We start from the raw sequence: 23,211 nt of genomic DNA, 5'->3' as shown, positions 1-23,211 counted from the left end.
GCCGACAGGGTCGACGGTCGTCCGCACGGTTTGGAGGGGTGGCGGCGACGGGCGGCGGTCGTTGGGATCAGTCATCGTCGTTCAGGGCGGTTCATCCGCGCCGGGCGCGGAAGACCTTGAGCACGCGCCAAGAGGCGTAGGCGAACAGTGCGAGAAGTCCGGCCACCACGCCCAGCGAGATCCAGGGATAGGTGTTCACCAGGATGGTGAGCTTGGGCGACACGCCGATCCGGCCGATGTAGTAGCTCTCGCCCACGTCCAGGGTCACGGCCCTGGGCTGTGGCGAGGCGAGGTCCACCATGGCCATGTCGCCGTCGAGCTTGGAGCGCACGGCGGGTTCCCAGAGCCTGGCGGCCAGGGCTGCCACGTCGGCGGGGGTCGCGCCGGTGAAGAGGGTCACGGTGTCTTCGGTGGAGCCGGGGGCCTTGAACTGGGTCACCACGCCCTTGCCGGGGGTGAGGGACGCGCCGTTGCGCACGTCGGCCCAGAGGGAGCTGGTCACTTCCATGTGTTTGCGCCCGGATTCCCAGAGGAAGGGCAGATACTTGGCCCAGAGGGGCGCCTTGTGGGAGGCGGCGTCGTCCGCGCGGGCCTTGGGCCGGGGCATCTGGGGATAGGGTCGCGGCCCCTGGGGGAGCAGCGAGAAGGGCGCGGCGCTCACGAGGGGCTTGGGCAGGGCGTCAACGGGCCCGACGGCGAGCACGTTGCCCTTGGCCTCGGGGCCGAAGCTCACGTCCAGGCCCAGTGGTGGCAGGCCGGTGCGCTGTGCGGCCTGTGCGGCCAGGTTCACGGCGGCGCGCACCGTCTCGGGGGACTTGTCGCCCAGGAGCAGGGTGGAGCCGCGCAGGTCGGCCCAGCGGGCGTAGGGGAAGGCGTCCTGGTAGAGAAGGGCGAGGTCGGGCAGCCTCACGAAGAGGGGCAGGTCCGGGAAGGTGAGGGTGGAGTCGTCGAAGAGGGTGAGCAGCAGGTTCTCGGACTGGTAGAACTCGCAGAGATTGGTCTTGAGGGGGTTGAGCACCGGTGTGAGGGTGAGCGTGTTGGACCCCTTGTGCATGGCGAACACGGGCAGGTTGACGCGGTAGTCCAGGAAGGTGCCGCCCTTCACGTCGGCCAGGTGCACGCCGCCCACGTAGATGCCGTTGATGTGGATGGTGAGCACGGAGTCTTCGCGCATGCCCGGGGCGTAGGCCATGTGCAGGGAGAGGGCCACGTAGGAGTTGGGGTTGAGGTCCAGCCCGGAGGACAGGGTGAAGGGGATGTCCACGGGCGTGGCGCGGGCCTGGTCGGTGCGGAAGGTGCGCGTGGCGAAGCCCAGGGCGCGCAGGCTGTATTCCTTGTCCGGGCTCACGTTGCGGGCGGCCTCGAGCATGGCGGGCGCGGGGTCCGACACCTTGGAGATGTCGACCGTCGGGGTGTCGGGGAAGGGGAAGGAGAGGTAGCTGAAGGCGCGCACGGCCTTCTGAACGCCCTCGGGATTGCCGGTAAGCAGGATCACGGCGGTGTCCGGGTCCGGGACGTTGGTTCCGGGCCTGGGCGGTCCGGGCAGGATGGCCATGGCCGATTCGCCGGGCCTGGGGGCGGTGGGGCCCAGCAGGCGCTGGGCGAAGGTGGCGTCTCCGATGACGATGTTGTCGCATCCTGGGCGGAGGCGGTCGGACACCGTGAGGCGCGCGGCCTGATAGTCCAGGCGCAGGGCCACGCCCGAGGCGGCCAGGGCGGCCTGTTTCACGGTCTGCTCGGAGATTTCGGGCACGGCCACGTGGACCTCCGCGCCCAGGAAGGAACGGGGGTCGAAAAGGAAGTCGGCCACGGCCGAGAGGCGCTGGGGAACGGGTTTGAGGGCGTAGGTGACCTCCACGGAGGCCTGGTCCAATTCCAGGGTGGTCCACAGGGACTGGTGCTGGGGGTATTCGCAGAACTCTTCGGTGTAGCTCTGCACGGCCAGGAAGGTGCATTCGTTGTAGCCGACGGGCAGGAGCGAACCGGGGATGGGGATTTCCACGCGGCCCTTGGGCGATTCGGGGCGCAGCTCGATCTGGGCCAGGGTCTTGCCGGAAACGGCGAAGGTGAGCCGGGAGAGCCGGGGCAGGAGCGAAGAGGAGTTCACGTAGCCGAAGGTGAGCGCGGCGCGCTTCACCTCCCAGCGTTCGGGTACGGGCAGTGTGAAGGAGAAGGCCGCCGAGACGCCCCGCAGGGTGACGTTGCGCACGGGCGAAAGGCTCGTGAGGGGGAGCTTCACGGTGAAGGAGCCGTCGGTGTTGCGCACGGGTTCGGGCACGGCGGCGGAGGCGACGGGCGCGGGGGCTTCGCTCTGCGCGGCGGATGCCTGGAGGGGCGCGATGGCTAAGAGCGCCAGGGCCAGCAAGAGGGGGCGTATCATGGTTCTCTCCGTGCGGTCTGGGGCAGGACGACGCCTAGGGCGCGCGTGGCCAGGTTCCTGGCCAGGCGGCCCATCATGCGGCGGATGCCCTGGATGTTCTGGACGGTTCCCAGGAAGCTCTTGGCGATGAGATAGTAGAAGCCCGTGAGGAGCCCCACGCGCTTGTTGAAGAGGCTGCGGGCGAAATGGGCGAAGCGCGCCGAGTCGCCGTGGACGTAGGCCACCACGGAGGCCATGGCCTCGTCGTCGGGGATGATGAACTGCGTGCCCACGTAGTGCATGCCGCCCCAGGGGAAGATGCGTTCGATGCGCAGGCGGAAGGTGTAGGTGTGCCCGTAGGAGTCGGTGGCCTGGGCGTTGAGTTTGTCTCCGATGGCGTAGGGCGAGGCGTCGGCCAGGAGCATGCCCATGCCCAGGAGGGAGAGGTCGTAGAGTGCGGTGGGGGTCCAGTCCGTGGAGTCGGGGTCTCCCAGCATGACGAGCCCCTTGGCGCGAAAACGGTGGAAGCGCCTGATCTGGCGCTTCTCCCAGACCACTCCCAGGCAGAGCATGAGCATCATGAGGTTGAAGAAGTTCCAGGCCACGGTGACGATGATGGCGTCGCGCTCCATGGGGTAGGCGGTCCATCGGTAAACGCCGAAAAGGAAGGAGAAGAGGCACACCAGGAGCATGAAATAGAAGGGCGCGGAGAGGTGCGAGAGGAAGTCCGTCTCCAGGGCGACGCCCTTTGGAGTCACCTTGAAGCTGGGCTTGCGGGGGTTGAGCGCCACGGCCAGGATGGCCGGGAGCAGGTAGAAGCTCTGGATGGTCTCGAAGAGTTCGGAGAAGAAGGGGTGGCGCACCTGCCCGAAGAGGTTGTTGGAGATCACGTAGCTGGCCAGCAGGTGGGGCAGGGCGTAGGCCACGATCTGGCTCATGGAGGCGTTGTACACGCGCAGGCCCAGGCAGAGGTAGAGAAAGGGCGATATGAAGAAAAAGAAGCGCGCCACGCCGAAAAACCAGAAGAAGCAGGAGTTGAAGTAGCAGAGCTTCTGCTCGAAGGTGAGCCCCTTCTGCATCAGGGGATTCTTGAGCAGGAAGATCTGCGTCATGCCCTGCGCCCAGCGGGAGCGCTGGAGGATGAAGTCCGCGAAAGTTTCTGGCGAGAGCCCTGAGATCATGGGCTTGTTGATGTAGACGGAGTTGTAGCCCTTGGCGTGCAGCCCCAGGGCGGTCTCGGCGTCCTCGGTGATGGTCTCCCCCGAAATGCCCCCCTGGGGTTCCAGGATGGACCGGCGCAGCACGGCGGCCGACCCGCAGAAGAAGGAGGCGTTCCAGAAGTCCAGCCCCAGTTGCACGGCGCCGTAGAACATCTCGTTCTCGCCGGGCGAGTCCTGGGCGGTCTGGAGGTTTTTCTCCACGGGGGTGGGGTTGAGGAAGTAGTGGGGGGTCTGCACCAGGAAGAGCTTGGGGTCCTTGAGGAAGAACCCCACGGTGTTGCGCAGGATGTCGCGTGTGGGCACGTGGTCGCAGTCGAGGATGAGGATCAGTTCCCCGGTGGTGCGCAGGGGTGCGCAGGGCACGAGCGCGCCGTCCGGCCCCGGGGCGGCGCTCTCGTAGGAGTGGCCCATGAAGGCCGAGTTGATGTTGCCGGCCTTGGCCTTGAGGTTGCGCTCGCGGGTGAGGTAGCGGATGCCCAGGTCGTCGCACATGTGGCGCAGGCGTTCGGAGCGGTCGCGCGCCTCCCAGGCGGCGGCGGGGTCGGGGTTGTTCTGTTTGGCCAGGGTGCCGCCGTCGTCGAGGATGTAGATGGCGAGCTTTTCGCGGGGGTAATCGATGAGGGCGCAGGCCTGGGCCGTGAGGAAGATCACGTCGTCGGGCTCGTTGTAGGTGGGGATGAAGATGTCCACGGTGGGCCAGAGGGACTGGTCCTCAGGCAGAGGGGCGGGTTTGCGGTCCAGCCTCCAGACGTTGACGAACATCCCCAGGAAATGGATGATCACTCCGTAGAGTTCCGAGAGGTAGAGCAGCATCATGAACGCGAAATCCGCGGGGCCGGTGAAGATGAGCGTCTCGGTGGTGCGAAACACCATGTAGCGCAGGGAGATGAACACCCCCAGGGCCAGGAAGAACACCCGGAAGACCATGCCCAGGCGCGGCTCCACCAGGCTCATGAGGTAAAGAGAACCCGCCAGGCTCCAGCCCAGGACGCGCTGGTGGTCCAGGGTGAGGTACAGGCCCGAGGCCACGCAGACGCCCACGGTCGAAAGCCCCATGACCCAGAGCATGGCCGTGGGCAGGGCGTGGGATGGGGCGTCCAGGGGGGCGTTTCGCATAGGCGGCAGGATCAGGCTCCTCGGGTGATTCCCGCCATGGATAGACGAGTCGCGCCCCGAGGGGAAGCGGTCTCGCGTGCCAGGCTAGTCTCGCGGGTCATCCAGTCCGGCCGGTGTGCAGGCCACCGCACCGGGCGGCGGGGTTAGGGGGATGGCCATGAAGAAGCTGCTCCCCGTTCCGGGCTCGCTCTGCACGTTCACCACGCCGCCGTGCAGTTCCACGATGCGGCGCACGATGGTCAGGCCCAGGCCGGCGCCCTGTGCCGCGCGGGTGTGCGAGGTGTCGGCCTGGTGGAAGGCGTCGAAGATGCGTGCGGTCTGGTCGTCGGGAATGCCCGGCCCGGTGTCCGTCACCTCGAAGAGGGCGCAGTTTCCCGCGCGCGAAACCCCCACGAACACGGAGCCCGAGGGCGTGAACTTGATGGCGTTGTCCACCAGGTTGGCCAGGGCCTGCTTCAGGCGCAGCGGGTCGGCGGTGATCTCCAGGGGGGCCGCCTCGAAAGTGATGGCCAGACCCTTTTCGTCAGCCTTGTCCAGGGCGGCGAGCACGGCCTCGCGCACCAGTTCGTCGGCCTGGACGGGGGAGACGCGCAGTTTTGCCTGCCCGGCCTCCATGTCGGAGATGTCCAGGAGGTCGTTGATCAGGCCAAGGAGCCGGTTGGCGCTGTCCTCGATGTCCTGGGCGATGGAGGCCGCCACCTCGGGCCCGGGCATGTTGCCGCCGTCGGTGAGCAGGGCGATGTTGCCCAGGATCACGGTGAGGGGCGTGCGCAGCTCGTGGGAGACGATGGAGAGGAAATCGCCCTTGACGCGGTTGGCCTCCTCGGCGGCGCGCCTGGCCAAGGCCTCGGCGCGTTCGGCCGTGCGCCGGGCCGTCACGTCGCGGGCGATGGTGGAGGCCCCCGCCACGCGGCCCTCGGCGTCCCGGATGGGGGAGACGGTCTGGGAGACGATGAGCCGCTTGCCGGTCTTGTCCAGGCGTTCGGTCTCCACGCGCAGCGGCCCCTCGCCTTTTTGCAGGCGTTCGCGCAGGGTGGAGAACTCGGCCCTGCGTTCGGGGGGGACGAGCAGTTCGGCCAGGTCGCGGCCCAGGGCCTCGGCGGCGGTGTAGCCGAAGAGTTCGGCCGCGCCCTTGTTCCAGTAGGTGACCACCCCCGCGTTGTTTTCGCCCGTCACGGCGTCGCCGGTGGAGTCCACCAGGGAGGCCAGGTCGCGCACGCGCCGGAAGGCCTCCTTTTCTCGGGAGAGATCGTGAAGGATGCCCACGAAAAAGCGCCTGCCGTCCTCTTGACCCACGCCCACGGAGAGGTAGGCGGGGAAGGTCGTGCCGTCCTTGCGCAGTGCGGGCACCTCGCGGCCCAGGCCGATGATGCGCGGTTCGCCGGAATCCAGGTAGCGCCGCAGGTATCCGGCATGGGCCGAGCGGAAGGGCTCGGGCATGAGCATGTCAACTGGTTGGCCCAGGATTTCGCGCCTGTCGTAGCCGAAGAGCTTGGAGGCCGCTTGGGAGAAGTCTTGTATGAGGTGGTCTTCGCCGACGATGACGATGGCGTCCACGGCGGCGTCCAGGAGGGCCTGGAGCCTGGCCTGGCCCGGGGGTGCGTCGCGCGAGGGAAGTTCCACGGGGTTTTTATGGCGTCAAACGTGGCGGAAAGCAAGGATTCGTGGAAAGTTTCGCCTTGCCTCTTGCCATGGGTTCTGGGGGATGGTATCGGAGTCGGGCAATCCTTCCGACGAGAATTCCGGCGATCCGGCTAGGCGATTTTCACAGCATAATCAGTAACTTAGGCCTTTTGTAATATATTTCACTTTCGGCTTGACGGCGGCTGGGTGTCTCGTTACATTCCTCACAAGCCGCCCGTCCGGGCGGTTTGAACCAGGAGGTTAACGGTGGGTGGGGGAAGCAGCATGAGAGTTCGTGAAATCGTTCGCTTGCGCGCTTGTCCCGCGTCCTCCGTGTCCGCGCCTGATCCGGTTTGAAGTTCTGCCCGGCCTTGACGATACCGTCCGGCCGGGCGTCTTTTTCCCCTTCGGGGTTCGGCAGGCGACAGCGTTTTTGTTGGCAGCGAACAGGGAATCAACCATCAACTAGCGTGGAGGACGTGGTATGCCTACCTTTGTCGATCCTAGCAAATGTGACGGATGCAAGGGCGGCGAGAAGACCGCCTGCATGTACATTTGCCCCAACGACCTGATGATCCTCGATCCGGCCGAAATGCGGGCTTACAACCAGGAGCCCGAGGCCTGCTGGGAGTGCTACTCCTGCGTGAAGATCTGCCCCCAGGGCGCCATCGAGGCCAGGCCCTACGCCGACTTCGCTCCCATGGGCGGCACGTCCATCCCCATGCGTTCGGCCGACTCCATCATGTGGACCGTGAAGTTCCGCAACGGCAACGTGAAGCGCTTCAAGTTCCCCATCCGCACCACCCCCGAAGGTTCGATCAAGCCCTACGAGGGCAAGCCCGAGCCCGGCAACCTGGATGACGAACTGCTCTTCACCGAAGCCGGCCCTCTGGCCAAGCCCCAGGCCGTGCTCGGCAAGAAGTTCGAGATCACCGAGGCGGGCACCGAGCAGTGCTGGCTGGACGGCTTCTGCAAATAAGCGGCACTTCGCGCGAAACCACAGAATATAAGGAGCACATCAATGCCCCGTATTCCGATGAAAGAAGAGGCGAAGGGCGTCGCTCTCGCCGAACCTGTCGTTGAAGAAAAGTACGTCGACATCCTGATGGTCGGCGGCGGCATGGGCAACTGCGGCGCGGCCTTCGAGGCCGTGCGCTGGGCCGACAAGGTCGGCGGCAACCTGTCCATCATGCTGGTGGACAAGGCCTCCATGGAGCGTTCCGGCGCCGTGGCCCAGGGCCTCTCCGCCATCAACACCTACCTGGGCAAGAACAACGCCGACGACTACGTCCGCATGGTCCGCACCGACCTGATGGGCCTCGTCCGCGAAGACCTGATCTTCGACCTGGGCCGCCACGTCGACGACTCCGTCCACCTGTTCGAAGAGTGGGGCCTGCCCTGCTGGACCAAGGACGCCCACGGCCACAACCTCGACGGCGCCCAGTCCAAGGCCGCCGGCGTCTCCCTGCGCACCGGCGCCGACCCCGTCCGCTCCGGCCGCTGGCAGATCATGATCAACGGCGAGTCCTACAAGTGCATCGTGGCCGAAGCGGCCAAGAACGCCCTGGGCCAGGACCGCTACATCGAGCGCCTCTTCATCGTGAAGCTGCTCAACGACACCAAGGAGCCCAACCGCGTCGCCGGCGCCGTTGGCTTCTCCACCCGCGAAAACAAGGTGACCATCTTCACCTGCAACGCCATGGTCGTGGCCTGCGGCGGCGCGGTGAACGTGTACAAGCCCCGCTCCACCGGTGAAGGCCTCGGCCGCGCCTGGTACCCCGTGTGGAACGCCGGTTCCACCTACACCATGTGCGCTCAGGCCGGCGCTGAGATGACCATGATGGAAAACCGCTTCGTGCCCGCCCGCTTCAAGGACGGCTACGGACCGGTCGGCGCCTGGTTCCTGCTCTTCAAGGCCAAGGCGACCAACTCCAAGGGCGAGGACTACTGCTCCACCAACCGCGCCATGCTGAAGCCCTACGAGGATCGCGGCTACGCCAAGGGTCACATCATCCCGACCTGCCTGCGTAACCACATGATGCTCGCCGAAATGCGCGCCGGCCGCGGCCCCATTTACATGGACACCGCGGGCGCCCTGCAGGCTACCTTCGCCACCATGACTCCCGAGCAGCAGAAGCACCTCGAGAGCGAGGCCTGGGAAGACTTCCTCGACATGTGCGTGGGCCAGGCCAACCTGTGGGCCGCCATGAACATCGAGCCCGAGAAGTCCGGCTCCGAGATCATGCCCACCGAGCCCTACCTGCTCGGTTCGCACTCCGGCTGCTGCGGCATCTGGGCCTCCGGTCCCGACGAGGACTGGGTTCCCGAGGAGTACAAGGTCCGCGCCGACAACGGCAAGGTCTACAACCGCATGACCACCGTGAACGGCCTCTGGACCTGCGCCGACGGCGTGGGCGCCTCCGGCCACAAGTTCTCGTCCGGTTCGCACGCTGAAGGCCGCATCGTCGGCAAGCAGATGGTGCGCTGGTGCGTGGACCACAAGGACTACAAGCCCTCCATCGCCGCCAAGGCCGACGAACTGAAGAAGGAAATCTACCAGCCCTGGTATACCTTCGAACAGTACAAGGGCGTGTCCACCGACCCCGTCATCAACCCCAACTTCATCTCGCCCAAGAACTTCATGATGCGCCTCATCAAGTGCACCGATGAATACGGCGGTGGCGTTGGCACCCTGTACACCACCTCCGCTTCCCTGCTGGGCACCGGCTTCAAGCTGCTGGCCATGCTGGAAGAGGACTCCAAGAAGCTGGCCGCCCGCGACCTGCACGAACTGATGCGCTGCTGGGAGCAGTTCCACCGCCTGTGGACCGTGCGCCTGCACATGCAGCACATCGCCTTCCGCGAGGAGTCCCGCTACCCCGGCTTCTACTACCGCGGCGACTTCCCCGGCCTGGACGACAGCAAGTGGAAGTGCTTCGTCAACTCGAAGTACGACCCTGCCACCAGGGAGACCAAGATCTTCAAGCGTCCCTACATCCAGATCATCCCCGACGCCCAGTAGGCTTCGGACCAAGCACGGCCGCGGGCGAAAGCCCGCGGCCGTTTTCCAGCCGGAAGCCGGCCGTTTGTCAGCAAACGGTCTGATCCGGGGCGCGCCGGGGCTAGGCGTCCCGGATCAGGCCGTTTGACCGTGAGAGGTCAAATCCGAGCAGGGAGGTGTCAATGTCTGGCAACGCGATTCTGGTGGCCGGAGGGGGCTTCAGCGGCATCACCGCTGCCCTCGAGGCCGCCGAAATGGGCTACGAGGTCATCCTCGTGGAGAAGAACCCGTACCTGGGGGGAAGGGTTGCTCAGCTCAACCAGTATTTCCCCAAACTCTGCCCGCCCTCGTGCGGTCTTGAAATCCAATTCCAGCGCATCCGCAACAACCCCAAGGTCAAGGTGCTCACCATGGCCGAGGTGGTGAAAGTCTCCGGCAAGACCGGCGACTTCGACGTGACCGTCACCGTGCGGCCGCGCTACGTCAACGAGAAGTGCACCGCCTGCGGCGACTGCGCCGAGGCCGCCGAGACCAAGGTTCCCTGCGAGTTCGACCTGGGCATGGGTCAGCGCAAGGTGGCCTTCCGTCCCAACATCTTCGCCTTTCCCATGCGCTACGTGTTCGAGAAGAACCGTTGCTCCGAAGCCGAGGGCAAGAAGATTGAAGCTTCCTGCAAGTACGGCGCGATCGACCTGGCCGACAAGGAGCGCACCGTCACCTTCAAGGTGGGCGCCATCGTCGAGGCCACCGGCTGGAAGCCCTACGACATGTCCAAGCTGGAGAACCTCGGCGCGGGCAAGCTCAAGAACGTCATCTCCAACATGCAGATGGAACGTCTCTGCGCGCCCAACGGCCCCACCGGCGGTCTGCTGCTGCGCCCCAGCGACAAGGCCGCTCCCAAGCGGGTGGCGTTCGTCCAGTGCGCCGGTTCGCGCGACGAGAACCATCTGAACTACTGCTCTTACATCTGCTGCATGGCCAGCCTCAAGCAGGCCACCTACGTGCGCGAGCGCGTGCCCGAAGCGCTGGTTTCCATCTTCTACATCGACCTGCGCACCCCCGGCCGCTACCAGAAGTTCCTGGAGAAAGTCTCCGCCGATCCCAAGCTCTCCCTGGTCAAGGGCAAGGTTGCCGCCATCACCGAGACCCCCGGCGGCAAGGTGCTCTGCACGGTCGAGAACGTTGAGACCGGCATCAAGAACGTGGAAGAGTTCGACCTGGTGGTCCTGGCCACCGGCATGCAGCCTTCCACCAGCGGCGAGAACGTGGCCGTGAACGCGCCCCGGGACGAGGAAGGCTTTTTCATCGGCTCGGACGGCTCGGGCGTCATCGCCACGGGCTGCGCCAAGCTGCCCTTGGACGTCATGCGCTCGGCCCAGTCGGCCACAGGCGCGGCGCTCAAGGCCATTCAAACGGTTGCGGGGAGGTAGAGATTCATGGCCGAGAAAATAGGCGTTTACGTCTGCGGCGGCTGCGGTATCGGCGAGTCCGTCGATCTGGACGCCGTGTGCGCCGCGGTGAAGAACAAGTACCAGCCGCAGTGCCCGGTCATCGAAAAAACCCCCGTGCTCTGCTCGCCCGAGGGCGTCGAGGCAGTGAAGAAAGCTGTCGCCGTGGCAGGACTGGACGGCGTGGTCCTGGCTGCCTGCACCCCCAGGTCCAAGTGGGATGTCCTCCAGTTCGGCGACGCGGTCCAGGTGGAGCGCGTCAACCTGCGCGAGCAGGCCGTCTGGAGCTTCGACAAGGCCACCGGGGCGCTTGAAAAGGCCAAGGGCATCGACGACATGCAGATCATCTGCAACGAGTACACGCTCATGGGCGTGGCCAAGATGACCAAGTCCAAGATCCCCGCGCCCGAGGCCATCGAGGCCTTCAAGACCATCATGGTCCTGGGCGGCGGTTGGACCGGCATCCAGGCCGCCACCGCCGCGGCCTCCCTGGGCTACGACGTGGTGCTGGTGGAAAAGGCCGACACCCTCGGCGGCAAGGTCGCCGGGATGTGGAAGTCCTTCCCCCTGAGCTACCCCTACACCGAATCCGTCGATCCCGGCCTGGACAAGCTCATCAAGCAGATGAACGACACGGGCAAGGTCACGGTGTTCACCTCCACCACCCTGGAGAAGCTCTCGGGAGCCCCGGCCCAGTACAAGGCCCTGCTCTCCAACGGGCAGACCCTGGAGATCGGCGCGGTGGTGCTGGCCACCGGCTGGGACAAGGGCGACACCAAGTACCTGGCCCCCCTGGGCTACGGCCAGCTCAAGAACGTGGTCACCACGGCCGAGCTGGAAGCCATGGCCAAGGTCGGCTCCATCGCCCGCCCCAGCGACGGCCAGACCCCCGGCCGCGTGGCCTTCCTGCTCAACACCAACAAGTGCACCACCCAGGCTTGCCCTGCCGACGTGACTGTCGAGTGCGAGGCCCCCGCCGAGACCAAACCCGCCGAGGGCGAGGAAGCCCCGGCCGAGCCGACCTTCTGCGACCTGGAAAGCCAGCGCCACCTGGCCCTGTCCTCAGAGCTGTCGTCGCTGGTGGCGCTCAAGCAGGCCAACTACGTCGTCGAGAAGAACCCCGAGGCTGCCGCCTACATCTTCTACGACCACATGATGGTCCCCGGCATCAACGAGCGCTACTACAAGGCCGCCCAGGACAACCCCGGGATCATGCTTTCCAAGGCTCAGATCGAGTCCGTGAAAGCCGGCCCCGCCGACACGGTGATCCTCTCCATGACCGACACCCTGCTGGGCGAGGCCGTGGAGATCGAGGCCGACCTGCTGGTGCTGCCCACGGCCATGGTGCCCACCACGGCCCACGCCCCCACCATCAACCTGGAATACCGCCAGGGCCTGGCCTTCCCGGACCTGGGCCTCTTCGAGGGCTACGCGGACTCCAACTACATCTGCTTCCCTTACGAGACCCGGCGCACCGGCATCTACGCCGCCGGCGGCGTTCGCCAGCCCATGGGCCTGGCCCTGGCCAGCGAAGACGCCATGGGCGCGGCCCTCAAGGCCATCCAGTGCGTCTCCAGCGCCAACCGCGGCGTGGCAGTCCACCCGCGTTCGGGCGACCGCAGCTACCCGGTGTTCAACTTCGTGCGCTGCACCCAGTGCAAGCGTTGCACCGAGGAGTGCCCGTTCGGAGCGCTCGATGACGATCCCAAGGGCACCCCGATGCCCAACCCCACGCGCTGCCGCCGCTGCGGCACGTGCATGGGCGCCTGCCCCGAACGCGTCATCAGCTTCGACAACTACAACATCGACATGATCGGCACCATGATCCGTGAGATGCAGGTGCCCCCCAAGATGGATGTGGGCGGCCCGCGCGTGCTCATCCTGGCCTGCGAAAACGACGCCTACCCGGCCCTGGACATGGCGGCGCTTCGCGGCAAGTCCTGGAGCCCCTACGTGCGCGTGATCCCCGTGCGCTGCCTGGGCTCCGTGAACGCCATCTGGGTGGCCGACGCCATGTCCAAGGGCATCGACGGCGTGATGCTCCTGGGCTGCAAGTTCGGCGACGACTACCAGTGCCACTTCGTGAAGGGCTCGGAACTGTGCAACCGCCGCAAGGAGAACATCTCCGAGTCGCTCAAGCGCCTGGGCGTTGAACCCGAGCGCGTCGACCAGCTCCAGGTGGCCATCGACGAATACGACACCGTGCCCGCCATGATCGACGAGTTCATGGACATGATCGTGAAAATGGGTCCCAACCCGTTCAAAGGATACTAGGAGGCCCTGCTTATGTCTTCTCCGGTCCGGATACAACCCGACCCGAGCTTCGTCAGGGAGCTCCAGGCGGCCGGTGGCGACTCCGTCAAGAAGTGCTACCAGTGCGCCACCTGCTCCGTGGCCTGCCCGCTGTCCCCGCCCGAGAACCCCTATCCCCGCAAGGAGATGGTCTGGGCGCAGTGGGGCCTCAAAGACAAGCTCATGAACGACATCGACGTGTGGCTGTGCCACAACTGCGGCACCTGCTCGGACCTCTGCCCCCGCGGAGCCAAGCCTGCCGACACCCTGGCCGCCATCCGCAACATGACCTACCGCAAGCTGGTGGGGCCCGAGTGCCTGGGCGAGTGGATGAGCTCTTCCAAGCATCTGCCTAAGTTGATCGCCGTTCCGGCCATCTACTTCGCGCTGATCTGGATCATCCGCATGGGCGGCTTCGGCATCCCCGAAGGCGACATCAGGTTCGGCAAGCTCTTCCCCGGCGACACCACCATCGACCCCTCGTTCATCCTCCTTTTCATCTTCATGGGATGGAGCTTCTACAAGGGCGTGATGAACATGTGGAAGTCCTTCGGCGGGCTGCCCAAGACCTTTGAGCTGGGCGATGTTTCTTCCAAGCCCACCCTGGTCCAGGCCGTCATCGACGTCGTGCGCGACGAGATCGTCACCCACCGCAAGTGGAACGACTGCGGCAACGACAACACAGAGCGCTTCAAGGGGCACTGGGCCATCCTGTTCTCCTTCGTGGCCCTGGCCATCGTCACCGGCATCGTGGCCGTGTCCCACTGGGGCTCCTACGTGCCGGGCTTCGGCTGGCTCCACGTGCTGGGCGACACCCCCATGCCCCTCTACAGCCCGGTGAAGCTCCTGGCCGTGGCGGGCATGGCTGGCGGCATTTACGGACTGGTGATGCTCACCCGCCGCCGCCTGAACCTGGACGCCCAGAAGCAGGGCTCCAGCTACTACGACTGGTACCTGCTTGGCGTGATCTGGGCCGTGTTCGCCACGGGCGCGGGCGCGTTCCTGCTGCGCCTTGCGGGCGTGGCCGGACTGGCCTACCCCGTGTACTACCTGCACCTGATCACGGTGTTCATGTTGTTCGCCTATCTGCCCTGGTCCAAGCTGGGGCACCTGGTCTACCGCACGACGGCCCTGGTGTATGCGCGCATGAGCGGCAGGCTGCCCCTCTCGCGCGTTGAAGACAAAATTTTCGAGATCTAAGAGGAGGAACTCCCATGGCTGAGACGAAAGTTTTCCCGATGAACACCTTCATGGCGTACCTGAAGGGCGTGGACAAGGAAGGCCAGGCGAAGGGCGTGGTCGAGCTGGTGAGCTACATGGCCGACACCGTTGTCGACGAGGAGTTGGCTCCTTTCGCGGCTGCCATCGCCAAGGCTTGGATCTATGAGCAGCACCCCGAAGTGATCGCCATGAACGCCGCCCAGCTGGCCGCCCAGGGCAAGAACGTCTCCGTCCCCAAGCTGCCCGCCGCCACCATGAGCGAGATCGGCGCCCTGTTCGCCAAGCTGGGCGAATACAAGACCACCATGAACGCCCAGGCCGAAGAACTGGCCAAGGTGAAGGCCGACCTGGCCGCCAAGACCGCCACCCTGGCCGACGCCGAGGCCAAGCTGAAGGCCGCCGAGGCCGCCGTGAAGCGCTTCGAGGACTCCTCCGTGAAGGAGAGCGAGAAGCTGCTGGTGGCCCCCCTGTCCAAGGTCAACGAGTACATCGGCAAGGTCGATGAGCTGCTCAAGATGATTGAGGACGTGAAGAAGCACGGCGTAGTCACCGTGGCTGCCGGCGGTGTCGCCGGAGCCGCCGCCGGTGGCGCCGCCGCCGCCGAGCCCGAGCCGGTTGTGGACTTCGGCGTGGAGGACACCTTCACCAAGTCCGACTGGTAGGCCTGGTCTTTCCAGACCTCTTGAGGCCGCCCGGAGCTTGCTCCGGGCGGCTTTTCATTTGGCGTGGGCACAGCTGTACAGGGCGATTGACAACCGGTTGTCAATCAGGCAGGAAAACATCATGCATCCCTTGGAAAACAGCACGCGCCAGGAGCGCCTCCAGGAGCTGTCCAGGCTCTGTCTAGCGGTCTTTCGCACCAACGGGTTGCTTCTGCGCGCAGGCGACGCCCTGACGGCCCCGCTGGGCCTGTCCAGCGCCCGGTGGCAGGTACTGGGCGCTCTGGCCCTGGCGTCTGTGCCCCTGAGTGTGCCGCGCATCGCGGAGGCAATGGGCCTCACCCGCCAGGGGGTCCAGAAGCAGATCAACGCGTTGACGGACTCAGGGCATGTGGAAAAGAACCTGAACCCTTCGCGCAGAGGCTCCCCGCTGCATCGCCTGACCATCAAGGGGCAGGAGACCTACGCCGCCGTCGAAACCCGTTACGGGGCCTGGGCGGCGCGCATCACGGCGGGTATGGGCGAAGAGCGGTTGGGCGAGGCCTCGAGAGTCTTGGAGACCCTTCTGGAGCGTCTGGAGGGCGATGCCCTGCCAGGCGGCGTGAACCCTTCGCGACCCTGGTCCGGCGAGAGCGGGGAGGCATCCCCCGATGAAGCCCGGCAATCCGAGGATGGCCTCGCGTGAGGCCCCTTGTGTGTGGACGCGGCAAACGGGTCGGACCGCGCGAACCAGCAGAACGCACGGGCAGCTGGGCAGGAAGGGAGCGAGTCATGCGCAGGCGACTGTGTGCCTGTGGCCAGGAAATGCTTCAGGGGTGCCATATCCTTTTCAGAGTGTGCTGGACCGACTCGGGGGTCGCCAGCACGGCCTTGTGTTTCCTGACCGTCCTGTCGAACCGGGGACGCTCGACGGAGTGGATTCTGCTAGAAAATTCATTGATGCATATTCCGTCAGCCCTTGCGGGGTAGGAGCCTGGCCACCTCCCTCCTGAATTTTTGGCCAGGTGATGGGTCTGGTCCAGAATGCAAAGCATGGCTTCGCGGGGATCAACTCTATGCTCAAGCCCTGGTCGTGCGTCAGGCAAGCGCCTTGAGTCCTGAACCTGGCTGTCGTGGAGAAGCTGTCAACGCGGGAGGAAGATCATGGTGCGATTCCGAGAGATGAGCGAGCATGTCGCGCTGGCTGAACAGATGCAGGAGGAGTCCGGTCCGGTGGTGCTGGTGAACGTGTTCACCGTGCATCCAGACGAAAGTGCGGCCCTTGTCGAGGCCTGGACGCGCGATGCGCGCGTCATGCAGCGTCAACCGGGTTTTGTTTCCACGCAGCTTCATCAAGGACTCGCGGGAAGCGGGGTTTTCCTGAATCATGCGCTCTGGCAGAGCGTGGCCCATTTCCGAAAGGCCTTCGCCGATCCGGAGTTCCTAGCAGGGCTGGCGTTGTATCCCCCAAGCGCCGCGGCGTCGCCGCACCTCTTCACCAAGGTGGGCGTGGCGGGCATCTGCCAGGCATGAGACCCGTCGCGGGGACAACGTGACCATCCCGGCGGGTGAGCGCGTGTTCCCGGACGCACAGGCAACCGCGCAAAAAAAAAAGGCCGCCCATAAGGGCGGCCTTTGCATTCCACGGGGGGAAGGGCTAGACGCTGCCTTCCACCTCGGCCCTGACTTCCAGGGCGATCTTCCAAAGCACAGTGAGCACGAAGCCGCCGGTGGCGTAGATCATGAGGGCGATCATCATCTCGGGGCCGGTGGGCAGGTACTCGGTGACGCGCTCGAACGGGTTCGGGGTGAAGCCCGCGGCGATGAGGCCCATGCCCTTGTCCAGCCAGGTGCCGATGACCAGCATGATCAGGGCGGGGACGAGCATGTCGCGGTTCTCGCGCCAGCGGGGCGGAATGAGCAAGATGAGCGAGCCGATGGCCAGGAAGGAGGCGGTCCACATGAACGGGGTCATGTAGGTGCTTCCCTGGAAGCCGTTGAACAGGAACTCGATGGGGGCCATGTGGCCGGGCATGTTGGAGTAGAAGGCCGTGAAGAGCTCCAGGAAGAAGAAGAACACGTTCACGCACATGGCATAGGTGATGGTGGTGGAGAGGGTCTTCACCGCTTCCTTGCCGGGATCGAACTTGGTGAGCTTGCCCACCAGCAGGGTCATGAGCAGCAGGATGGACGGGCCGGAGCAGAAGGCCGAGGAGAGGAAGCGGGCGGCCAGGATGGCGGTAAGCCAGAAGTGGCGGCCGGGAAGGCCCGCGTACAGGAACGCCGTGACCGTGTGGATGGAGAAGGCCCAGATGATGGAGAGGTACACCAGGGGCTTCACCCACGCGGGGGGCGTGACGCGCTTCCAGTAGGCCATGAGGCTGGTCCAGCCGATGACCACGTTGAGGACGAGGTAGCCGTTCAACACCACCATGTCCCAGAAGAGCACGGAGCGGGGGGTTGAGTTGATGAGCACGTTGAGCATGCGCTGGGGCTGCCCGATGTCGATGACGATGAAGCCCAGGCACATGATGACCGCGGCGATGGCGAGGAACTCGCCCATGATGATCATCTTGGAATAGGCTTTGTAGTGGTGGAAGTAGTAGGGCAGCACGAGCATCACGGCCGAGGCGGCCACGCCGACCATGTAGGTGAACTGGGCGATGTAGAAGCCCCAGGACACGTCGCGCGAGAGCCCGGTGATCATCAGGCCGTTGTTGAGCTGGATGAGGTAGAACCCGCCTCCGATGCCCATGAGGGCCAAGAAGGCCAACAGGGCGCCGAAGTAGCGCGGGCTTCCCTTGAGAGCTTTTTCGATCATGTCCGCACTCCTAGAGGATGTAGAACACGCTGGGTTCGGTTCCAGCGGCCGGGTTGCGCCTGACGGCGTACTTGTCCTTCAGGATCTGGCGCACGGGGGACTTGGGGTCTTCCAGGTCGCCGAAAACCATGGCGCCGCCGGAGGCCTCGACGCACAGGGGCAACTTGCCCTGGGCGAGCTTCTCCACGCAGAAGGTGCACTTTTCCACGACACCCCGGGTGCGGTGGGGGTAGAGGGGGTTCATGTTGGCGATGAACTTCTCGGGATCGCGGAAGTTGAAGCTGCGCGCGCCGTAGGGGCAGCCGGCCATGCAGTAGCGACAGCCGATGCAGCGGTGGTAGTCCATGATCACCAGCCCCTCGTTGTTCTTGAACGTGGCCTTGGTGGGGCACACGCGCACGCAGGCGGGGTTGGCGCAGTGGTTGCACAACAGCAGGAACTTGCGGTGGTGCAGATCGTCGGAGAGGTAGGTGGGGAACTCCGTGGGGAAGGTGGCGTGGAAATCGTCGGTCCACAGCCACTTGATTTCCTGCTTGCCTTCGATCTTTGGCACGTTGTGGGTGGCGTGGCAGGCGTCGATGCACTTCTTCATGGTGGCGTCATCGAGCTTGGCCGTGTCGATGACCATGCCCCACTGCTTGGCATTAGAGGGCTTGGCGAAGTCCTGGGCCGTGGGGAGGGCGTCGGCGGCCTGGGCGCCTTCTCCAAGGAAGCCCAGCGTGCCGGCCGAGAGCCCCAGGGCCGATACACCGGCGATCTTCAGGAAGTCGCGTCTGGAGCTTTTCATGTTAGTTCCCCCCCTCTTTCTTCACGGGCGAGGTATTGTGGCAGGTCCAGCAGTAGGGGTTCACGCCGACTTCGACGTGGCACTTGTCGCAGAACTTGTCCTTGTTCTCGTGGCAGCCCATGCAGGTGTTGGTCAGGCTCATGTTGAACTGCTTGCCCGACTCGTTGGTGTAGACGCGCTTGCCGTTGCGGATAACGTCGTCGCGCCATTCGTTCAGGAGAACCATGTGCACGTCGCGCATCTTCTCGGTCTTGAGAACGCATTCCTTGGAGTTCTTGGGCTTCTCGGTCTCCACCTTGATGGGATCCTTGCCCGCGCCCAGGAGGAAGGGCGAAAGGGCAAGGATCAAAAAGATCACAAGCCCGGGGATGATGTATTTCGCGTTGTACATTATTCGTCCTCCCCTTCAATGCCGGGCAGGTCTTCCTGGCGGAGGTTCATGGTGCGCTCCTGCTCCTCGTCGTCGAAGACCAGGGCGTTGCCCACCAGCTCGTGGAGGCCGGTCACCTTGACGCCGGGGGCCCAGTAGTCGGCCAGGCCGGGCAGGGTGGCGCGGTCGATGGCGCAGATGCAGCTCATGGTGTTCACGCCGAACTTCTGCTGCACATACTGGAGGGCGTTGCCGCGGGGCAGGCCGCCGCGCAGGCGCATGTCGGTGAATTCGCCGTTGTTCAGGCCCGCGCCGCCGCCGCAGCAGAAGGTCTGCTCGCGGATGGTCTGCGTGGGCATGTCCACGAACTTTTCCACGACGTTTTCCAGCACGTAGCGGGGTTCGTCGAAGAAGCCCATGCCGCGTGAGGTGTTACAGGAGTCGTGCCAGGTGGCGACCATGCCCGCGTTGCGGCTCTTGTCGAGCTTGAGCTTGTTGTTGCGGATGAGGTCGGCGGTGAACTCCACCAAGTGGATCATCTTGGTGGACCTGGCGTTGTCGAACACCGTGCCGGTGATGGGGCTCTTGGGCACTTCCAGGAAGTCGGCGGGGCCGTTCATGGTGTCCATGAACTGGTTGAGCACGCGCCACATGTGGCCGCACTCGCCGCCGATGATGTATTTCACGCCCAGGCGCTTGGCCTCGGCATACATCTTGGCGTTGAGTTTCTTCATCCACTTGTCGTTCATGAACGAACCGAAGTTGCCGCCTTCCGACGCGTAGGTGGACCAGGTGACGTCCAGGTCCAGGTAGTCGAAGAGCAGCAGGTAGCCCATGAAGGTGTAGATGCCGGGCTCGGCGAAGATGTCGCCGGAGGGCGTGATGAAGAGGATCTCCGCGCCCTTGCGGTGGAAGGTGGGCTCCACGCGCCTGCCGGTGATGGTCTCGATGTCGTCCACCAGGAAGTCCATCATGTCCTTGAAGGCATGGGGCTGGATGCCCAGGTGGTTTCCGGTGCGGTTGCAGTTGGCGGCGGGCTCGAGAATCCAGTTGATGTTCACGCCGATGCGGTTCATCAGGTCACGCGCCAGGAAGGTGATCTCGGCGGTGTCGATGCCGTAGGGGCAGAAGAGCGAGCAGCGGCGGCACTGGGTGCACTGGTAGAAGTACATGAACCATTCTTTGATCACGTCTTCTTCCAGCTTGCGGGCGCCGGCCAGCTTGCCGAGGATCTTGCCGGCCATGGTGAAGTCGCCCCGGTAGATGGAGCGCAGCAGTTCGGCTCGCAGCACGGGCATGTTCTTGGGGTCGCCCGAACCGATGTAGAAGTGGCACTTGTCGGCGCAGGCGCCGCAGCGCACGCACACGTCCATGAACACCTTGAGCGAGCGGTACTTGCCAAGGAGTTCGCGGAACCCTTCGGTGATGATCTCCTTCCAGTCGGGAGGGAGCTTCCAGTCTTCCTCGGTAGGGTTCCACACTCTGGGGTTGGGCAGGCCGAGGTATTTGAGGACCTCGGGCTTGCCGGGATAGGAATAGTTGCCGAGCTTGAACTCGGGCTTCACGTCCATCCACGCCTCTGCGGGCGTGGTGTAGTCGACGTTCATGACTTCTTCAGGCGGAGCCATCTTCGACATGTTGTCTCCCTCGCGGTTCGCCCAGCCGGGGCGGTTTAGGCTTCCTTGTCCACCGGCAGGCCGGCCTCGATCATCTTCTCCCGGAAGTCGTTCTCATACTCCTCATAGCTGTGGGGCTTGATGGAGGGATCGTTCCAGGGGTTGATGTAACGCACCATACGGGTGTTGTTGGGCAGGTTCCGAGTGGGGCTCAGGAACACGCCGCCCAGGTGCATGAGCTTGGAGAAGGGGAAGTAGGCCCACAGCACGCACACCAGGAAGAAGTGCATGTAGAAGGACCAGTCCACGTTGGGCGGGATCACGGGCTTGAAGCTCACCAGTCCGAAGGCGAGCTGCTTGATGGCGATCACGTCCACCTTGGCGAAGTAGCGCATGTAGATGCCCGAAAGCGCGATCGCAAGGATCAGGAACAGGGGGAAGTAGTCCGAGGCAAGGGAGATGTAATTGACCTTGGGGTCCCAGATGCGCCGGGCCAGCAGGAAGGAGACGCCCACCACGAAGAAGACGTCCGTGAGGTAGAGCGTGGGCACGCCGATCTGCAGGATGGAGTCCACGAACTCGACCCCGGTGATGGCCATGGGCACGGGCTCCAGGAAGAAGCGGAAGTGCCTGACGAACACGATCAGGAAGCAGTAGTGGAACATGAGCGCGAAGAGCCACAGTGACTTGTCCGAGCCGTAGCCGACGCGGCCCTCGGCGGGGCGGTTGTCGAGCTTGGTGTTGCGGAAGAGGCTGCGGAAGCAGAGCACTTCCAGGGCCATGCGCACGAAAGTCTGGCCCGGGGTGGAAGGGTTGTCGAACTTCGCCTGCTTCACCCAGGGCTGCGAATACTGCTGCCCGCCAGTGGTGGCGATGGAGAAGGGTTGCGGCGTGGACGCCCAACCGATCACCTTTTTGATGAATCCCGCCACGAAGATCGCGACGGCCACGTACGGGACGGCTATCCCGAACACCCCCGCCATTCCCGCCTGCGCCCCGAGAGCCGCGGCGGCGGCCAAGGCCACTACGGCCATGAGCGCGGTCACAAGTCCTGCCATGTACCCTCCACCTCGCGTTGAACCATTGCGCCTGTCCGGCCTCACGCTGCCGGCTCGCCCTCGCCGAAATCCACGATGAGTCGGGCGCGCTTGAGCAGTTGCACCTGCTCCCGCCTGAGATCGTTGAGTTTGATCTCATTGAGCTTCTCGCGGCACTTGGAGTAGAGATCGAGGCTGGCCAAGGCCAGGCCGTCGATGCGCGACTCCAGGGCCACGAACTGTTCCCACGCGCCCAACGTTTTCAACTGATGCCAGAGCCGTTCCCGGATGGCTTTCTTGAGAAGGAAGATGAACCCCGCCGCCTGGGAGGGCGTGAAGTTCTGCACCGCACGCACGCGGATGAGCTGGTCGAGCTCTTCGATGGCGCGGTCGAGGTGCTCGCGGCCGTCCACGAGGTAATCCATGCAGGCCTTGGCGGCCTCGACGATGCGCGCTCCCACGGGGTTGTGGAAGGGGTCGCCCCCTTTTTTCCAGAGTTTGGCCGTCTCGGGGGGGTAGGTGTCCAGGATCAGATGATGCCAATCCTGGACGATGGCCTCCCGGTGTTCGGCCAGCAGTTTCTCGACGCTGTTCATGGATGCCCCGCGCGCAGCAGAAGGTGGTGCCTTGTTCTACCTGTCACAAACGCAGTCCCCATACCCTGGGGGGCGATTTCTGTAAAGATTGAAAAGGCTCGCGTCCCGCCGGGGAGGGCCGGGGCGTAAGTCTCCGGCGGTGGTTTACAGCTTTTCTCGATCGGGTTAATTGTTGAAGACGCCGTGACGGAGTTGCCCGGGCAGCCGACGGCGGACGCTCCGAGGTCTTCAGATGTCGCTTTCCCAGGATCAGGCTTCGCTGCTGCGCGCCGTGGCGCAGTTCGCCGACGTGGCCCGCTACCACGGCGTCATGCCGCGCAAACTCCTGTTGTCCCACGACGAGGAGGGGGCGGGAGTCCTGGTGGAGCAGGGGTTCGCGGAATGGGCCACGTTCACCTACGGGTGCGGCAAGAAGATGAAGGGATTGCGCATCACCCCCGAGGGCGAGCGAGCGGCGGGAAGGCAGGCCGACTCGCCCGCCGTGCTGGACGACGCGGGCAGGGAGCTGGCCCTGGAACACCTGCTCATCCTCCAGGACCTGCGCCATTTCTGCAGGATGCCCCGCTACCGGCGCATGATGCCCGTCAAGAAGGCCAGGCACTATGTGGAGTGCGACTTCGAGGACTTGGTGAACCGGGGCTATATCCTCAAGATGAAGCTCAAGGCCGCAGGGGAGCGCTCCCTCAAGGGCTACGTGATCTCCGGCAAGGGGCTGCGCGCCCTCCAGGACGCCGGAATCGACTGAGGGGCGCGCCTTCCCGTTCGGATCAGGCCGCTTCGTCGGGGCCGGCGGGGCGCAGGCAGGCCTCCTCCACGCGACGCCAGGCGATCTCCAGCGAAAACTTCTCGGTCTCCTTCTTGCGCGAGGCCTTGAGGCTCAACTCCATCATGCCCCTGGGGCGCAGGGTCAGGCACTCCTCGCCCACGGTCATGCACACCGACCCGGCCCGGAAGCCGGCCAGCACGTCCTCCAGGTAGGCCACCACCTCGCGTGTTTCCAGCACGCCTTCCAGCTTCACCTTGTCCTTGTCCTTGCCCATCACGTTCTCCTTTTCACAAAATCGGC

The 23,211-nt window shown here is 64.8% G+C and carries 19 protein-coding genes; 9 read left to right on the top strand and 10 right to left on the bottom strand.

Annotation, left to right across the window (positions count from 1 at the left end; translation table 11 throughout):
• Positions 1-91: 91 nt before the first annotated feature.
• From NNJEOMEG_RS09790 to NNJEOMEG_RS09780, 3 genes are all read right to left on the bottom strand, one after another.
• On the bottom strand, positions 92-2,380 hold the full coding sequence (locus NNJEOMEG_RS09790) for a cellulose biosynthesis cyclic di-GMP-binding regulatory protein BcsB (protein WP_173083895.1): 2,289 nt from the start codon (positions 2,378-2,380) through the stop codon (positions 92-94).
• Positions 2,377-4,695, bottom strand: coding sequence for a glycosyltransferase family 2 protein (locus NNJEOMEG_RS09785; protein ID WP_173083893.1), 2,319 nt, complete (start codon positions 4,693-4,695; stop codon positions 2,377-2,379). The genes NNJEOMEG_RS09790 and NNJEOMEG_RS09785 overlap by 4 nt, the downstream gene beginning before the upstream one ends.
• Positions 4,696-4,779: 84 nt before the next feature.
• Positions 4,780-6,318: a PAS domain S-box protein gene (locus NNJEOMEG_RS09780; RefSeq protein ID WP_173083891.1), complete on the bottom strand. Its 1,539-nt coding sequence runs from the start codon at positions 6,316-6,318 to the stop codon at positions 4,780-4,782.
• A gap of 484 nt (positions 6,319-6,802) precedes the next feature.
• On the opposite strand from NNJEOMEG_RS09780, the gene aprB reads away from it, so the two are divergent.
• The 8 genes from aprB to NNJEOMEG_RS09740 all read left to right on the top strand — a co-directional run bounded on the left by aprB (position 6,803) and on the right by NNJEOMEG_RS09740 (position 16,451).
• Complete coding sequence (gene aprB / locus NNJEOMEG_RS09775) at positions 6,803-7,297, top strand: adenylyl-sulfate reductase subunit beta (protein WP_173083889.1); 495 nt, start codon at positions 6,803-6,805, stop codon at positions 7,295-7,297.
• Between the two features lie 42 nt (positions 7,298-7,339).
• Positions 7,340-9,340: an adenylyl-sulfate reductase subunit alpha gene (gene aprA, locus NNJEOMEG_RS09770; protein WP_173083887.1), complete on the top strand. Its 2,001-nt coding sequence runs from the start codon at positions 7,340-7,342 to the stop codon at positions 9,338-9,340.
• Positions 9,341-9,501: 161 nt separating this feature from the next.
• Positions 9,502-10,749: a CoB--CoM heterodisulfide reductase iron-sulfur subunit A family protein gene (locus tag NNJEOMEG_RS09765; protein ID WP_173083885.1), complete on the top strand. Its 1,248-nt coding sequence runs from the start codon at positions 9,502-9,504 to the stop codon at positions 10,747-10,749.
• 6 nt (positions 10,750-10,755) lie between these two features.
• Positions 10,756-13,041 (top strand): hydrogenase iron-sulfur subunit, encoded by a 2,286-nt coding sequence (locus NNJEOMEG_RS09760; protein ID WP_173083883.1) that lies wholly within the window; start codon positions 10,756-10,758, stop codon positions 13,039-13,041.
• Between the two features lie 12 nt (positions 13,042-13,053).
• On the top strand, positions 13,054-14,259 hold the full coding sequence (gene qmoC / locus NNJEOMEG_RS09755) for a quinone-interacting membrane-bound oxidoreductase complex subunit QmoC (RefSeq protein ID WP_173083881.1): 1,206 nt from the start codon (positions 13,054-13,056) through the stop codon (positions 14,257-14,259).
• Between the two features lie 14 nt (positions 14,260-14,273).
• Entirely contained in the window at positions 14,274-14,942 is a 669-nt protein-coding gene (locus NNJEOMEG_RS09750) for a hypothetical protein (protein WP_173083879.1), read from the top strand.
• Positions 14,943-15,063: 121 nt separating this feature from the next.
• Positions 15,064-15,624: a MarR family winged helix-turn-helix transcriptional regulator gene (locus NNJEOMEG_RS09745; RefSeq protein WP_173083876.1), complete on the top strand. Its 561-nt coding sequence runs from the start codon at positions 15,064-15,066 to the stop codon at positions 15,622-15,624.
• Between the two features lie 458 nt (positions 15,625-16,082).
• Entirely contained in the window at positions 16,083-16,451 is a 369-nt protein-coding gene (locus NNJEOMEG_RS09740; protein ID WP_173083874.1) for an antibiotic biosynthesis monooxygenase family protein, read from the top strand.
• A gap of 124 nt (positions 16,452-16,575) precedes the next feature.
• Here the strand turns inward: NNJEOMEG_RS09740 and dsrP are convergent, their stop codons facing one another.
• Genes dsrP through NNJEOMEG_RS09710 form a run of 6 tightly spaced genes read right to left on the bottom strand, consistent with a single transcriptional unit; the run spans position 16,576 to position 22,145 of the window.
• A complete protein-coding gene (dsrP, locus tag NNJEOMEG_RS09735) occupies positions 16,576-17,739 on the bottom strand; it encodes a sulfate reduction electron transfer complex DsrMKJOP subunit DsrP (RefSeq protein WP_173083872.1) in 1,164 nt (387 codons plus the stop codon).
• Between the two features lie 10 nt (positions 17,740-17,749).
• The gene (gene dsrO / locus NNJEOMEG_RS09730; RefSeq protein WP_173083870.1) at positions 17,750-18,526 is read right to left on the bottom strand and encodes a sulfate reduction electron transfer complex DsrMKJOP subunit DsrO; all 777 of its coding nucleotides are present in this window, start codon (positions 18,524-18,526) and stop codon (positions 17,750-17,752) included.
• Between the two features lies 1 nt (position 18,527).
• Entirely contained in the window at positions 18,528-18,917 is a 390-nt protein-coding gene (gene dsrJ / locus NNJEOMEG_RS09725) for a sulfate reduction electron transfer complex DsrMKJOP subunit DsrJ (RefSeq protein WP_173083868.1), read from the bottom strand.
• Entirely contained in the window at positions 18,917-20,533 is a 1,617-nt protein-coding gene (gene dsrK, locus NNJEOMEG_RS09720; RefSeq protein WP_173083866.1) for a sulfate reduction electron transfer complex DsrMKJOP subunit DsrK, read from the bottom strand. The genes dsrJ and dsrK overlap by 1 nt, the downstream gene beginning before the upstream one ends.
• A gap of 35 nt (positions 20,534-20,568) precedes the next feature.
• Positions 20,569-21,570, bottom strand: a complete 1,002-nt coding sequence (gene dsrM, locus NNJEOMEG_RS09715; RefSeq protein ID WP_173083864.1) for a sulfate reduction electron transfer complex DsrMKJOP subunit DsrM — start codon at positions 21,568-21,570, stop codon at positions 20,569-20,571.
• Between the two features lie 41 nt (positions 21,571-21,611).
• Positions 21,612-22,145, bottom strand: coding sequence for an RsbRD N-terminal domain-containing protein (locus NNJEOMEG_RS09710; protein WP_173083862.1), 534 nt, complete (start codon positions 22,143-22,145; stop codon positions 21,612-21,614).
• Positions 22,146-22,377: 232 nt separating this feature from the next.
• On the opposite strand from NNJEOMEG_RS09710, the gene NNJEOMEG_RS09705 reads away from it, so the two are divergent.
• Entirely contained in the window at positions 22,378-22,890 is a 513-nt protein-coding gene (locus NNJEOMEG_RS09705; protein WP_173083860.1) for a hypothetical protein, read from the top strand.
• 22 nt (positions 22,891-22,912) lie between these two features.
• Here NNJEOMEG_RS09705 and NNJEOMEG_RS09700 read toward each other — a convergent pair whose 3' ends face one another.
• Positions 22,913-23,185 carry an amphi-Trp domain-containing protein gene (locus NNJEOMEG_RS09700; protein WP_173083858.1) on the bottom strand — a complete coding sequence of 91 codons (273 nt, stop codon included), beginning with the start codon at positions 23,183-23,185 and terminating at the stop codon, positions 22,913-22,915.
• Positions 23,186-23,211 lie beyond the last annotated feature (26 nt).

It is taken from the genome of Fundidesulfovibrio magnetotacticus (assembly GCF_013019105.1).
Lineage (GTDB): Bacteria > Desulfobacterota > Desulfovibrionia > Desulfovibrionales > Desulfovibrionaceae > Fundidesulfovibrio > Fundidesulfovibrio magnetotacticus.
Note: the sequence above shows the minus strand (reverse complement) of the source record. Positions and strands in the feature narration are given on the sequence as shown.